Below are 13,562 nucleotides of genomic sequence, written 5' to 3'. Positions count from 1 at the left end.
TCCGGTCCTGCCCTTGCACCGAGAGCCACGCGTATGAACAAAAAGTCCTTCATCCTCAGAGCAGCAAAACTCGGGAAATGCTGCCTTGTTTTGTTCATCGTGCTCGTTTTCGCCTCAACCGCGTCGCTCTATCTGTTCGTAAGCCCGGAGTGGGCCGAGGGAAAACTCACCCGGTTCTCGCAGGAAAAGCTGCAGCTTGAGCTGCGGCTTTCCGGGCCGGTCACGCTGAGCCATCTGCCGCGCATCGAGGTCCGCGTACCTTCGGGCTCCTTCATCGACCCCGCCGATGGCACTGTGGCGGGCACCTTCGAGTCCGCACAGCTCAGCATTTCTCCTTGGGGTCTGCCCTTCGGGCAGATCCACGTCTCAAAAGCCATTTTCACCGGCCTGAAAACGGCCGTACGGATCCCTAGCATCGAGCAGCTCAGGGCCTACGCCGACTCCCCCCTATTTAAAACCTCAGAGAGCTGGATCGCACCCCTGGTCATACGGCGCTTCAGGCTGGACGATTCTGAAATCCAGGCCACCGGTGGTCCGCTCAGGCCGTTCACACTTCGCATCAAAAGTCTGGAATCGAGCGAGCTCGCGCCCAGAATGACGCCTTCCGTAAGGCTCGAGGCTTCCGCGGAGTCGAATGACGGCGCGCTCAAGGCTGACATCAGCAGCTCGGGCCAGGTCGACTTTGACGTGACGAACGGCATTTTCGGTCTGCGCCGCTTCCAAGCTCTCATCAGCGGGCGGATCGAAGAAACGGCTTTCTCCGCGAAGACTGAGACCGAGAGGTTCCAGTACGTCGGGCAGGGCCTCACCTCGCCGGAGCTCTCCGCGATGCTGGACTGGGGCTCGGCCTCCCCTGTGAGCGTGAACTTCACGGCTTCCGGACTGAGCACCCGCGGGAACCTCATCCAGGGAGAGGCGCTTTCCCTGAAAGTCCTGCAGAAGCTGGAGGGAGGCACTCAATCTCTGAAGCTGCACTCGGACTTTTCCATTGACAGCCGAACCGGAGCGCTTTCGCTGCCGGGGCTGAAGTGCGAGTATACGGTCGCCGCGGACAACCTTCCATCCGTGGAAGCGAGTCTGCAGGGCAAAGCTGAGGCGAACCTGAAGAAGCCGGCCCTCTCGGTGACCGCCTCGGGCACGTTCAACGACTCCCCGGTCAGGCTCGGCGGGGAATGGGGCGCCTCCCCCTCGCCCTTCGTCAAGGCCGCGCTTTCGGCAGACCAGCTGGACCTCACGCCGAAATCCGGCGCTTCCGACGCCCTGGATCTGCGCGGACTCTTCGCCGACAGGCTCCGTCCGCTTTCGAGTGCCTTCAAGGGCGCCCGCATGGAAGCCGACGTCAAAGTGAAGTCTCTGAGGTACGGGCTCCTTAATCCAACAGACCTTTCCGCTTCAATCTCCCTGAAGGACGGAGGCATCGGGATCAACGGCATCGAGGCACACTTAAGCGGGGGCCACATCTCCGGGGCCGTGGACGCCGCTCCGGACGGCGCTTGGAACGCCCGCCTGTCCGCATCCGGCATCCGCTACGAGGAGCTCGCGCGCGCCGCGGGCGTCCCCAATGCGGCCACGGGACTGCTGGACGGGAAGCTGTCTCTGAACGGATCGCTGCTGGACGACTCGTCCTCGGGCCGGGCCTCCGGAAAAGCAGACTTCAACCTGGCCTCCGGCACCCTGCCCGGCCTGGCCCGCAAACCTCTGCCTTTCGAAAGGCTGGAAGGGACGGCTGAGATCCGCGGCGGCATTGCCTCCTGCGGTCTCTGGCGGCTCACCTCGAAAACGCTGGCCGCCCATGGATCCGCCGAGATGGATCTCAGAACCCTCAGCATCGCAGGCGAAGCTCTTCTCAGGGCCGAGGGACGGGAAGTGACGGCAAGCCTCGACGGCTCCGTCTTCGCTCCTGAGTGGATTCTCTCCGAGCCTCTGCAGGCTGGCTCGCCCGCCGCGCAGGCTCCGGCTGAGGCTGCGGAAAGGACGCAGCCGACCTCCGAGCCCGCCACGGCTCCCGCAGCGCAGCCGCCCTCTCAGCGCTCCTGGGCTGAGAGGCTCAGGGACTGGGCCCGGAAAAAGCTCCCGGGGCTGCTCGCTCCGGGCTGAATCGGAGCGGCCTTCAGCGCCGCTCGGACCAAGCGGAGCTTTCGGCCCGGCCGAACTTGGCCCTCACGGCTTTCGCCACGCTCTCCGAGACGAAGCCTTCAAGGCTGCCTCCCAAGGCTCCGATCTCGCGGACGCTTGACGACGTCACAAATTCGAGGCTCGGCTGCGTCATCAGGAACAGGGTCTCCGCCTCCGGCACCAGCATGCGGTTCACGCCGGCCATCTGCACCTCGTAGCTGAAGTCCGAGACACCGCGGATCCCTCGAACAATGGCTCCGTACCCCTCCTGCAGGACGAAGTCCCTCAAAAGCCCCCTGAAAATCCTGACGTCTGCATTGGGGATCCCCTTGATTTCGCCCTCAGCCAGAGCCGCCCGCTCCTGCGCCGAAAACAGCGTTTTCTTGAGCGTGCTCTCCGCCACGGCCACCGTCACGTGTGAGAACAGCCCGGCGGCGCGCTCGAGAATATCCCTGTGGCCCAGGGTGAATGGATCAAAAGTCCCGGGGTACACCGCACGCACTGGCTTCATTTGGATTCACCTTCCTCGGCCTCCGGAGCTCTGGAGAGGATCCGATAGTCCACGGCCCCGGACACACCCTGCCGGAGAGCGCGCCAGCCGGAGGGTAGCGGCTCTTCGAGTTCTGCCGGCGTCTCGTAGTAAACGAGCCCGCCGGGCGTGAGCAGCCGACGCACCGCCTGAAGCGCCGGCTCATGCAGCCCGGAGCTGAAAGGGGGGTCTATGAAAATGACATCGAAGTTGCCATCCGGCCAGCGCTGGCAGGCCGACAGGCTGTCGCCGCAGACCACCGACACCTCGGAGAGGGCGTGCAGGCGCCGCACCACCTCGGAGAGGGCAGCGGCGTTTCTCCGGTCCTTCTCGATAAGGACGGCACTGCCGCCGCGGCTTGCGAATTCCAGTCCAAGCGCGCCGCTGCCTGCAAACATGTCCAGAGCCTTCTTTCCGGAGAAGTCTCCCAGCAGGAAGCGCATCCAGTCGAACACCGTCTCGCGGATGCGGCTCCCGGTGGGCCTGAGCCCCTCAAGATCCATAACAGGCAGCGGTGTGCGCTTCCATTTCCCGGAACCTATCCGCACCAGCCCTGTTTTTTTCTCCCGAGTTGCTAAACTTGACTGCTGTAAATTTTTCCTTTTTCCCATCGTTTCATTATGGCTTTTTTCTTCGGCAAAAAGAACAAGGACGCTTCTGCGGACGCGCAGGACGAGCAGCGCAGCTCGCCTGAGGAAAAATCCTCCTGGTTCTCCCGGCATTTTAATAAAGAGCCCGCGCGCGAAGAGCCGGCCCCGACGCCGCCTTCGCCTCCGCAGGAGGACTCAGCCGGCAATTCCTGGTTTTCCCGCCTAAAGCGGGGCCTCACCCGTACGAGGGTCAACCTCTACGGACTTTTTTCCGGCGGAAAAATAGATGAAGAGTTCCTTGAGAACCTTCAGGACGGACTGATCACCGCCGACGCGGGGCTGCCGGCCTCCGAAAGAATCATCGGGGAGCTGAAGGACGCCATCAAGCTGAAAGGCCTGCAGACCCAGGATGAGGTCCGCGGCGAACTCATCTCCATCATCGCGTCGCTGCTCGAGCCCTGCGAAAAGCCGCTCAGACTCGACCAGGCCTCTCCGCTGGTCATCATGATGGCAGGGGTCAACGGCGCGGGCAAAACCACTTCCATTGGAAAGATTGCGAAATGGCTCTCCGGCCAGGGCAAGTCCGTGCTGCTCGCTGCGGGCGACACCTTCAGAGCCGCGGCCCGCGAACAGCTCGAGGTCTGGGGCGAGCGCAACAATGTTCACGTTGTAGCCCAGCAGGGCGCCGATCCAGCCGCCGTGATCTTCGACGCCATCGCCTCAGCCCGGGCGAAGCACATAGACGTCGTGCTGGCCGATACGGCAGGAAGGCTGCCCACGCAGGCGCGGCTCATGGATGAGCTCGTGCGAATCAAGCGCTCACAGGGCAAAGCCCTTGCGGGCGCCCCCCATGAGGTGATCCTGGTCCTGGACGGAACCAACGGGCAGAACGCCCTGGCCCAGGTCCGGCAGTTCGACGAGGCCGTGGGACTGACCGGCCTCATTGTGACCAAGCTGGACGGCACCGCAAAGGGCGGCGTGCTGCTCGCCATCGCGGAGATGAGAAGGGGACGTCCCCTTCCCATCTACTTCATCGGCGTCGGGGAATCGATCAACGACCTGCAGCCCTTCAAGGCCGAAGAGTTCGCGCGGGCGCTTGTCGGCACCGGACAGGAGCAGTAAGGGAGGCCGCGCTTCATGACCGAACGGTTTGCGGCCATTGACCTCGGCTCCAACAGCTTTCGTCTGGAGGCCGGGCACTTCATCGGCCGAAGATTCATCTCCGAAAAATACATCAAGGAAACGGTCCGGCTCGCCGGCGGGCTGACTGCCGAAGGGGCGCTGTCGAAGAAAATCCAGGAGAAGGCCCTGATCGCGCTCTACGGCTTTTCCATGGTGATCAAAGGCATGGCTCCCGACTGCGTGAAGGCCGTAGGGACCCAGGCCCTGCGCTGCGCCACCAATGCGGCCGACTTCATAGGACAGGCCGAGAAAGTGCTGGGGCACCGCATCGAGATCATCTCCGGGCAGGAAGAGGGCAGGCTGGTGTTCAAGGGCTGCGCATGCACGCTGCCGCCAAGCAGTGAAACCCGGCTGGTCATCGATATCGGCGGAGCTTCGACGGAACTGGTCCTGGGGCGGGGCGGCAATGTCCTGCGTTCAGACTCTTTCCCGCTGGGCAGCGTTAACATGTCCGCGCGATTCTTTGGCGACGGCCTGCTGAGCGAGGAGCGTTTCTGCCAGGCCATGGCCTGCGCCCGCCGAATTTTCGACCCCGAAGCGCACCGCTTCGGCCGCCCCCTCTGGGATCATGCCTACGGCTCGGCCGGAACGATCGGAGCAGTCGAGCTTCTGGCGCGCTCCGAAAACTGGGGAAGCGCGATCAGCGAAGAGGTGCTTGCGCACGCGCTGCGCGCGTTCTCGGAGGCAGGTTGCGTCACCCGGCTCAACTTCCGGGGGCTCAAGCCCGACCGCAGGGACATCATTCCTGGCGGCCTCGCCATCCTTTGCGCGCTGTTCAAATCCCTGGGCCTGCAGCGGCTGGAGACTGCCGCCGGTTCGTTGCGTTACGGGCTGCTTTTCGAGCTTTTGGAAAACTGGCAGTCAATGCACAAGCAAAATGTCTGACAATTTCATCGAGCTGCACCAAGTCACCACCTCACGGGGCCTGTTTCCCATCCTCTCGGGGTTCACGCTGAGCGTGAGCCGGGGGCAGTTTCTAGACCTTTACGGCCCGACGGGATGCGGAAAGACCACGGTTCTGAAGGTCATAGCCGGCCTGGTGCGGCCGGCCGCCGGCAGCGTGCTGGTGGCCGGGCAGGACCTGTCGCGCCTTTCCGCCGGCCAGCTTCGCGCCATGCGGCGCAGCTTCGGCTTCATGAGTCTGGAGGCGCTGCCCCAGGACGACGAGACGCTCGAAAACGCAGTCCTGCTGCCCGCTCTCCTGGCCGGCTACAGCCTCGGGGAGGCCAGCCGGCTGACAGCTCAGGCGCTCGGGCTGTGCGGGCTCACCCCCCTCGCTTCCGAGAGGCTGCACAGCCTCTCCAACGGCACTCGGCAACTCGCCTGCCTCGCCCTCGCCCTGGTTCACCAGCCCATGCTCATCCTCGCCGACGAACCGACGGCACGGCTGGACGCGCAGAAAACCCAGCTTGTGATGTCGTTGCTCGGGCAGTACGCCCGACAGGGCGGAGCCGTCATTGCCGTAAGCTCGTCCCCGCTGCCCGCCGCAGGAGTTCTGGCCATTGACATGGAGAAACTGCATCATGCCTAAACTGACAGCGGCCTGGTACTGGGCTTTCCGACAGTTCCTGCAGGGGCTGTTCTCGCGCAAGGGGCCGGCCCTGCTCTCCTACGCCATCGTCACGCTTGCTCTGAGCTGCCCGTTGATAGCCCTTTCCATTGCGCACAGCCTCTACGCTCCAATCAGTAGCATATCGCCCGCACAGGAAATCACCGTGTTCACCGTCCACGGCATCGGCCAAGGACAGCTCGAAACCCTGAGGGCGTCGATCGGAAGCCTCCCGGGCATCACCGCAGCAAGGGTCGTCTCGCCCGAAGAAGCCCTGAGGCAGATTGACCAGACGACGCAAGGCCAGTACTCCCAGCCGGAGGACAATCCCCTGCCCAATATCATTCTGGCCTCCGTCGACACCGAAGCCACCGAATCAACCGTCCGGTCAACCGCCGCAGCCATCGAGAAAAGCAACGCCGTGGACTCGGTAGCCTATGACAGCACCTGGAACACCAAGCTCGCCGCGCTGAAGAAGGCTCTCACCGAGTTCGGGGTCCTCGTGTGCGCGGTGCCCGGCACGCTGCTCCTTTTCGTTCTGGTGTGCGGAGCCTCGCTCACCACGGCCGTCACCCCTCGCTCTGCGAAAACCCTGAGGACACTGGGCGCATCCCCCTGGTTCGTCAGCCGCCCCGACGCCTGGCGAGGGGCCTTCGTCTTTTTTATCGCCGCCATAACCGCGCTGGCGCTGAGCGATCTCACCGTGAGCAGGCTTGCTCCGTCTGTCACCGAGGCCTTCAGCCTGTACAGCCTGCCCATCAGCTTTGAGCCCGCTCCGGCCCTCTGGCAGCTCGGGTTCGCTGCGGCCGCAGCCGTCCTGGGAGGAGTCCTGGCCGGCCTTGCGAGTCTCATCGAGAACCGCACGGCCTGAAAAGCCCTGCCGCGAAAGCCGCATCCTTCGGTGCTACGATTCATCCAATGACTACGACACCCGTAAAAAAGAAAGCCCAGACCGCCCTTGTCCCCTACAGCCGCCGCACACAGTTGCCGGCTCTGACGCCGGGTGACCTGGGTAGCCTTGACGCCTACATCAGGGCGGCGAACCGGGCTCCCGTCCTGACAGCTGAGCAGGAACAGGATCTGGCGCGGCGGATGCGCGACCACAACGACGTGGAAGCCGCCCAGGAGCTGATCATCTCACACCTCCGGCTGGTGATTTCCGTCGCGCGCGGATACCTGGGCTACGGCCTGTCGCACAGTGACCTCATTCAGGAGGGCAACATCGGCCTGATGAAGGCCGTGAGGCACTTTGACCCTGACAAGGGCGTGCGGCTCATGACCTTCGCGGTGCACTGGATCCGGTCCGAAATCCAGGAATACATCGTGCGAAACAGCCACATGGTCAAACTCGCCACGACGCACGCCCAAAGGAAGCTTTTCTTCAACCTGCGCCAGATGAAGCCGACCGACTCGGCGCTCACAGCCACCGAAGCGCAGGGCATCGCCGAGAAACTGAACGTGAAGCCCTCGGAAGTGCTCGAGATGGAGCGCCGGCTGTCCGGACCTGACACCTCGCTCAACGCCCCGGTCGACCCGAACGGCGACAGCCAGGTCACGCAGGAAGACCTCCTTGCCAGCCCGGGCGACGAGCCGCCGGAGATCCTCGAAAAGGCGGACCAGCTGAACCTGGAGCAAGTCGGGCTTCGACAGGCCATCGCACGGCTGGATCCGAGAAGCAGGCGCATCATCGAGGCGAGGTGGCTGCACGAAAATGAAAAAGGCGAAGCGAAGGCAGTCAGCCTCGCGACGCTCGCCAGCGAATTCGGCATATCGATCGAGCGCGTCCGCCAGCTGGAGAAACAAGCCCTCGGAAAGCTTCGGGGCTTTCTCGCCAAGGACGCCGGGGCCTGAGACATGTTCCACATCGTCCTCGTCTACCCGGAAATTCCTCCTAACACGGGCAACGTCATACGCCTCGCCGCCAACACCGGCAGCGACCTGCACCTGATCCGTCCTCTGGGCTTTTCTTTGGAAGATCACCTGCTCAGGCGGGCCGGGCTGGACTATCGCGAATACGCCAGCCTTCAGGTGCACGAGAGCTGGAGCGCCTTTATGAAGGAGTGCCGCCCCGAGCGCGCCGACATGTACGCCTTCTCCTCCCACGCCCGGAGCTCTCTCTCTCAGACCGCCTTCCGCCCAGGCTGCTGGCTCGTCTTCGGCTGTGAGAGCCAGGGGCTGCCGCTGCAGCTTCAGCAGGAGTTCTTCGACGACGCCCAAAGGATCCGGCTGCCGATGATGCCCGGCAATCGCTCGCTTAATCTCTCAAACGCTGTCGCCATCACCGTTTATGAAGCCTGGCGGCAAAACGGTTACGCAGGGGCCGTCTAGCCCCCGCACCTCAAAGAGGAATTGGAGCATCATTGCGGGTTTGAGCTTTCAGGCCTGGCTGCCGCGGCACACTTTTCTTTTTCCAGCCAGACGGGCCATCCAGGGGAATTCCTGCTCATGGCGCCGCCTGAAGTCTTCGATCAGCTGAAGATCCTTTTTCAATGTGGCTCCGACCAGATCCAGCCCTTCCAACAACATGGTGCGGTGTCGCTCCGAGAGCAGAAAGCTCCATTTCCTGTCCCCGCAGCGGATCTCCCTTTTTTCGACGTCCACCGTGAGAATCGCGGGCTTGCAGCCGCTGGACAGCCGCAGCAGCTCGTCGCCGTCCTCCGGGGACACGCGGGCCGCGAGCAGCCCGTTGTTGAAGCAGTTCGAATAAAAAATCTCGCCGAAGCTGGGCGCTATGACCACGCGGAAGCCCAGCTGCAGCGTTCCCCAAACTGCATGCTCCCTGGATGAGCCGCAGCCAAAGTTCGGTCTTGAGACAATGATCTGCGATCCCCGGTATTCCGGTCGGTTGAAAACGCTGCCGGGCCTGGGGCTGCCGTCGGGATTAAAGCGCAGGTCATAAAAGGCCCCCCGGTCGAGCCCTTTCTTGTCTATCCCTCTCAGAAACTGCTTGGGCATGATCTGATCCGTGTCGAGGTTATCGATCGGCAGCGGCAGCGCAACCGATTCAACCGTCACCAGCTTTTCCATTCTGATCACTCCTTAGGCCATTTTCCGCCAGTCGGTGATGCATCCCGCAACGGCTGCGGCGGCTGCCATCTGCGGGCTCGCCAGATGCGTGCGGCTGCCCGCTCCCTGACGTCCTTCAAAATTTCGATTCGTCGTGGAGACGCAGCGCACACCCGGCTGAAGCACATCGTCGTTCATCGCGAGGCACAGCGAGCAGCCGCTCTTTCGCCATTCGAATCCCGCCGCCTTGAAAATCCGGTCTAACCCCATCGCTTCGGCCTCGCGGCGCACGCTCATCGAGCCCGGCACGACCTGAGCCCGGACTCCGGGGGCCACATGCCGCCCCTTAAGCAGCGCTGCCGCGGCCTGCAGGTCCGGCAGCCGGGCATTGGTGCAGGAACCGATGAAGACATGCTGAATCGGAACGCCCTCCATCTTCATTCCAGGCTGAAGCCCCTGATAGCGCAGCCCGCGGCACGCAGCCTCCCGCGCGATGGGATCGGGAAAGGAACCCGGCTCGGGAATGGCCTCGGAAATCCCGACCGACTGATCCGGGCTCGTCCCCCAGGTCACCATAGGCTCGATCCCGGAGGCGTCGAATTCCACCCGGACGTCATAGTGCGCGCCAGGATCGCTCCTGAGCGTCCTCCAGTAGCCGCGCGCCCGTTCGAGCTCCTCGCCGCGCAGATCCTCGGCGTGTTCTTCCACCCAGGCCTCGGCCTTCTCATCGGGGGCGATCAGGGCGCCTCGGGCGCCTGCTTCGACCGTGAGATTGCAAAGCGTCATCCGTCCTTCAATGGAAAGGCTGTCCACCGCAGAGCCGGCATACTCGACCACGCAGCCCAGGGCTCCCCGGGCGGATATCTTCCTCAACACGGCCAGCGCGAGGTCTTTGGCCGCTGCACACGCTGGCAGCCGGCCCGAAATCGTGATCAGCATTGAACGGGCCAGCCTGTAGACGAGCGTCTGGGTCGCCAGAATATGCTCAATTTCCGTCGTCCCTATGCCGAATGCAAGAGCGCCCAGTGCGCCGTGCGTCGTCGTGTGGCTGTCGCCGCAGATCACGACCATGCCGGGGCGGACCAGCCCCTGCTCGTCCATGACCACATGCTCAATGCCCTGTCCGGGATCGTTCGGACCGTAAAACGCTTTTATCCCAAAGCGCAGGCAGTTTTCCTGCATTGTGGAGGCCTGCTTCGCGCTGGCCGGGTCGGCTATCACCCGCGGCGTGACGTCCGCCGTCGGAATGATATGGTCCACAACGCACAGGTGCGAATCCGGCGACAGGACCGGCGCACCCCGCTGAGCGAGTCCGCTGAACGCTTGGGGGCTGGTGTACTCATTGGCGAAGTGAATGTCGGCGTACAGAAGAATCGTCCCTTCGTCAAGCCGCTTGACGGTATGGGTTTCCAAAATCTTTTCGTAAAGGTTCTTCGGAGCAGTCATCTGACCTCCCTCATCCGGGCATGGATTTATGAGCTTGCGAAGAGAACCCCGCCGGCCCGCGGCCTGTGGTTCTCCCGCTGCGCCCGCAGGCGGGCCCGGCAAACGGCCTCCCCTTGAAGGAGCGCAGGCAAACGACAAGAGTAATTGTGCATCCGGCTTCCGCGCTGCTGTCAAATTTTCAGGGGACCCGAGAATTATTCCCACACCGCCCACGGTGCGTTCAGAAACCGCACTGGAAAAACAATTTTGGGGAAGCCTTTTCAGAGTCGAGCGTAACAGACGCACAGGGGCCGGAGGGGAAAATTTCGTGCGCCGCGGGAGCCTCGTCCGGGGAAAGCTGGGAATCAACGAATGCGGATGACGAGGCCGCAGGGCTTTTCGCCCCGGACAGAGAAAAGTTTTTTCCTGCAGTTTTTTGGACTCCCGGGCGGGAGCCTGTATTCCGCCAGAAGAGCACTGCAGCGCACAGCCCGCGGCTCCTCCGGCGTGTCAGCCCCGTGCTTAGGGTCTGTCCATATGGTGTTCGACAGCGAACACCGCCGCCTGAACACGGCTGCTCAGGTTCAGCTTCCGCAGAATGCTCTGGACATGGACCTTAACGGTCGATTCGGCAAGATCCAGCGCACGGGCGATCTCTTTATTGGACACGCCGCGGGCGAGCCAGGCCAGCGTCTCGCGCTCGCGGGGCGTAAGGGAATTGACATCCGAGGCGGGCGAAGACTGCTCGACGCGGTCGCGGCGAATCTTCATGACCAGCTTGGAGGTCATCTCCGGGGAAAGCACGGAATCGCCCTCAACGGCGTGACGAATGCCCGAAAGAAGGAAATCCGTATTGATCTTCTTGAGCAGATAGCCTCTGGCGCCGAGCCTCATGCACTCCACAAGATCGTCGCCGTCCTCGCTCACGGTGAGCATCAGCACCGCCATGTCAGGCTGCGCCTCAAGGATCTGAGCCAGAGCCTCGCGCCCGTTCATCACGGGCATGTCGAGGTCAAGCAGCACCACGTCCGGCTTGAGCTGCTCGGCCAGCTTCACGCCGTCCAGTCCGTTGTCGGTCTCGCCCACTACGACGAAGTCAGACTGCCTCTGCAGCAGAGCCTTCAGCCCGCTCCTGAACAGCGTGTGGTCATCGACCAGAAGAATCTTGATCCTGCGGCCATTCCCTTCAGCTCCGGCAGGAGTAGAAACCTTATCGTTCATGCTCTTAAGCCCTCAAAAAAAGGGGAAGGCCGCCGCGAACGGCGCCCTCCCCTGTGATATCAGGACGGCTGCTGCACGGAAGACTCAGCTTTCGCCTGCTGCTGAGCGACGCGCTGCTGGTACAGCGCCTCGAAATTGACCTCAGGCAAATGCACGGGAGGCATGCTGCAGCGGGTGATCAGATCCGCCAGGTTCGCCCTGAGGTAGGGATAAATGATCGCCGGGCACGATATATTCGTGATGAGTTGCATCTGCTCGTCCGTAAAGCCCGCAATGATGAAAATGCCCGCCTGCTTCCCCTCCGCGAGGAAAAGCGTCTTGTCCTTGGACTTCACCGTGATCGTCCCCCGGACCGTCACCTCAAAGCGGTTTTCCACCTGCATCCTAACCGGCACGACCTCAAACTGGATGTCGACCGTGGGCTGCTCCGTCAGCTGTTCATAGAAGATGTCCGGAGCGTGCGGCATTTCCAGCGAAGCGTCCTTGAAGTAGCAGCGCTCCAGCTGCATGACCGGTTCCTGCTGAGGCTGGGAGGCCGGCTGCTGGGCCTGGCCGTCCGCCGGCTGGGAATTGTTTGTGCTTTCTTCTGCCATAAGAGGATCCATAAAAAAAGGTTGGAGGAGAATCTGATGCAAAAGCCCTTAGCGAACCAGGGGAAGGTCTTCGGCCTTCCAACCCTTGATGCCGCCTTTGAGGGTGGACACGGTAAAGCCCATGCCTTTGAGCAGGCTGCCGGGCATACTGGTGTTTCCGTCGCTGGAAACGAGAAGGACGGGGCGCTTCTTGTCGAGCTCGTTCAGGCGGTGGTGGATCACTGTGGCCGGCAGGTTCACGGAGCCGGCGATGTGTCCGGCCTTAAAATCCGCTTCCGTGCGGATGTCAATCACCTGGGCATTGTCGTGATTAATCATCTCCGTCGCGCCGGCGCTGTCCACTTCCTTCTGCTTCCTGCCGCCCGTCACCAGCGGCCAGAGAAGCATTCCGCCTGAAATGACGATCAGGACCACCAGCAGAATATTCTGGTAAAGAAAATCAACCACGATTTTTATTCCTTGTACACCTTGAAGGGATCAGACTCAGACGATCAATTATAGAATGAGGGACAATTTAAAGTGGAATTTCTTCCGCTCAAGAGGATCAAATGCACAAACTCGTACTGATGCGCCACGGCCAGAGCCAGTGGAATCTGGAAAACCGCTTCACCGGCTGGGTTGACGTCGACCTGACCGAACAGGGGCGGCAGGAGGCCGCCAAGGCGGGCGAACTGCTCAAAGAGCAGGGCTACCAGTTTGATCTTGCTTTTACCAGCGTGCTGCGCCGCGCGATCCACACGCTTTGGATCACGCTGGACGCGATCGACCAGGCCTGGCTGCCCGTCAGAAAATCCTGGAGGCTAAACGAAAGGCATTACGGGGCCCTGCAGGGACTCAACAAGGCCGAAACTGCGCGGAAGTACGGCGACCAGCAGGTTCTCATCTGGCGCCGCTCCTACGATGTGCGCCCGGGCGCCCTCGACAGGGAAAGCCCGATGTGGCCGGGCAAAGACCCGAGATACAGCTCCCTCAGTGAGGACGAGATCCCGGCCTGCGAGTGCCTCAAGGACACGGTGGCTCGGGTGATCCCGTACTGGGAAAGCGACATCCGCCCCGCAGTGAGCGCAGGCAAAAGGGTTCTGGTGGCCGCCCACGGCAACAGCCTGAGGGCGCTGATCAAGCACATCGACCAGATCAGCGACGAGAACATCGCCTCTCTCAACATCCCGACCGCTCAGCCCCTTGTCTACGAGTTCGACGATGACATGAAGCCCATCCGCCACTACTACCTCGGCAACCAAGAGGAGATCCAGAAGGCGATCGCCGCCGTTGCCGCGCAGGGCAGATCGCACTGAGAACCCCGAGCGCGCGGCTCCCGGCCCCGGCTACTCTGCGTAAGAGGCCGCCGGAAG

At 62.5% G+C, this 13,562-nt stretch carries 15 protein-coding genes; 8 read left to right on the top strand and 7 right to left on the bottom strand.

Annotated features, from left to right (window positions below; translation table 11 throughout):
- The first annotated feature begins 33 nt into the window (after positions 1–33).
- Positions 34–2,097, top strand: a complete 2,064-nt coding sequence (locus tag MAF45_RS01965; RefSeq protein WP_237977878.1) for an AsmA family protein — start codon at positions 34–36, stop codon at positions 2,095–2,097.
- Between the two features lie 13 nt (positions 2,098–2,110).
- On the opposite strand, the gene coaD is transcribed toward MAF45_RS01965, so the two are convergent.
- Together coaD and MAF45_RS01955 are read right to left on the bottom strand one after the other, a co-directional pair.
- A complete protein-coding gene (coaD, locus tag MAF45_RS01960) occupies positions 2,111–2,626 on the bottom strand; it encodes a pantetheine-phosphate adenylyltransferase (protein ID WP_237977877.1) in 516 nt (171 codons plus the stop codon).
- Entirely contained in the window at positions 2,623–3,192 is a 570-nt protein-coding gene (locus MAF45_RS01955; protein WP_237977876.1) for an RsmD family RNA methyltransferase, read from the bottom strand. Before MAF45_RS01955 ends, coaD begins: the two co-directional genes overlap by 4 nt.
- Positions 3,193–3,261: 69 nt before the next feature.
- Here MAF45_RS01955 and ftsY point away from each other — a divergent pair, with 69 nt between their 5' ends.
- The 6 genes from ftsY to MAF45_RS01925 are packed head-to-tail and all read left to right on the top strand — an operon-like array spanning position 3,262 to position 8,293.
- Positions 3,262–4,356 (top strand): signal recognition particle-docking protein FtsY, encoded by a 1,095-nt coding sequence (ftsY, locus tag MAF45_RS01950; RefSeq protein WP_370659302.1) that lies wholly within the window; start codon positions 3,262–3,264, stop codon positions 4,354–4,356.
- Between the two features lie 15 nt (positions 4,357–4,371).
- Entirely contained in the window at positions 4,372–5,301 is a 930-nt protein-coding gene (locus MAF45_RS01945) for a Ppx/GppA family phosphatase (RefSeq protein WP_237977874.1), read from the top strand.
- Positions 5,294–5,947: an ATP-binding cassette domain-containing protein gene (locus tag MAF45_RS01940; RefSeq protein WP_237977873.1), complete on the top strand. Its 654-nt coding sequence runs from the start codon at positions 5,294–5,296 to the stop codon at positions 5,945–5,947. Before MAF45_RS01945 ends, MAF45_RS01940 begins: the two co-directional genes overlap by 8 nt.
- Positions 5,940–6,836: a cell division protein FtsX gene (locus MAF45_RS01935; protein ID WP_237977872.1), complete on the top strand. Its 897-nt coding sequence runs from the start codon at positions 5,940–5,942 to the stop codon at positions 6,834–6,836. The genes MAF45_RS01940 and MAF45_RS01935 overlap by 8 nt, the downstream gene beginning before the upstream one ends.
- 47 nt (positions 6,837–6,883) lie before the next feature.
- Entirely contained in the window at positions 6,884–7,816 is a 933-nt protein-coding gene (gene rpoH, locus MAF45_RS01930) for an RNA polymerase sigma factor RpoH (RefSeq protein WP_237977871.1), read from the top strand.
- A gap of 3 nt (positions 7,817–7,819) precedes the next feature.
- Complete coding sequence (locus MAF45_RS01925) at positions 7,820–8,293, top strand: tRNA (cytidine(34)-2'-O)-methyltransferase (protein ID WP_237977870.1); 474 nt, start codon at positions 7,820–7,822, stop codon at positions 8,291–8,293.
- Between the two features lie 48 nt (positions 8,294–8,341).
- Here MAF45_RS01925 and leuD read toward each other — a convergent pair whose 3' ends face one another.
- The 5 genes from leuD to MAF45_RS01900 form a co-directional block, all read right to left on the bottom strand.
- Entirely contained in the window at positions 8,342–8,992 is a 651-nt protein-coding gene (gene leuD / locus MAF45_RS01920; protein ID WP_237977869.1) for a 3-isopropylmalate dehydratase small subunit, read from the bottom strand.
- Between the two features lie 12 nt (positions 8,993–9,004).
- Complete coding sequence (leuC, locus tag MAF45_RS01915) at positions 9,005–10,417, bottom strand: 3-isopropylmalate dehydratase large subunit (RefSeq protein WP_237977868.1); 1,413 nt, start codon at positions 10,415–10,417, stop codon at positions 9,005–9,007.
- A 501-nt stretch (positions 10,418–10,918) separates the two neighbouring features.
- The gene (locus MAF45_RS01910; RefSeq protein WP_237977867.1) at positions 10,919–11,617 is read right to left on the bottom strand and encodes a response regulator; all 699 of its coding nucleotides are present in this window, start codon (positions 11,615–11,617) and stop codon (positions 10,919–10,921) included.
- Between the two features lie 59 nt (positions 11,618–11,676).
- Positions 11,677–12,210, bottom strand: a complete 534-nt coding sequence (secB, locus tag MAF45_RS01905) for a protein-export chaperone SecB (RefSeq protein ID WP_283206967.1) — start codon at positions 12,208–12,210, stop codon at positions 11,677–11,679.
- Between the two features lie 48 nt (positions 12,211–12,258).
- Positions 12,259–12,657, bottom strand: coding sequence for a rhodanese-like domain-containing protein (locus tag MAF45_RS01900; protein ID WP_237977866.1), 399 nt, complete (start codon positions 12,655–12,657; stop codon positions 12,259–12,261).
- Positions 12,658–12,758: 101 nt separating this feature from the next.
- On the opposite strand from MAF45_RS01900, the gene gpmA reads away from it, so the two are divergent.
- Positions 12,759–13,505 carry a 2,3-diphosphoglycerate-dependent phosphoglycerate mutase gene (gene gpmA, locus MAF45_RS01895; protein ID WP_237977865.1) on the top strand — a complete coding sequence of 249 codons (747 nt, stop codon included), beginning with the start codon at positions 12,759–12,761 and terminating at the stop codon, positions 13,503–13,505.
- The last annotated feature ends 57 nt before the right edge of the window (positions 13,506–13,562 follow it).

The organism is Mesosutterella porci (assembly GCF_022134585.1).
Lineage (GTDB): Bacteria > Pseudomonadota > Gammaproteobacteria > Burkholderiales > Burkholderiaceae_F > Mesosutterella > Mesosutterella porci.
Note: the sequence above shows the minus strand (reverse complement) of the source record. Positions and strands in the feature narration are given on the sequence as shown.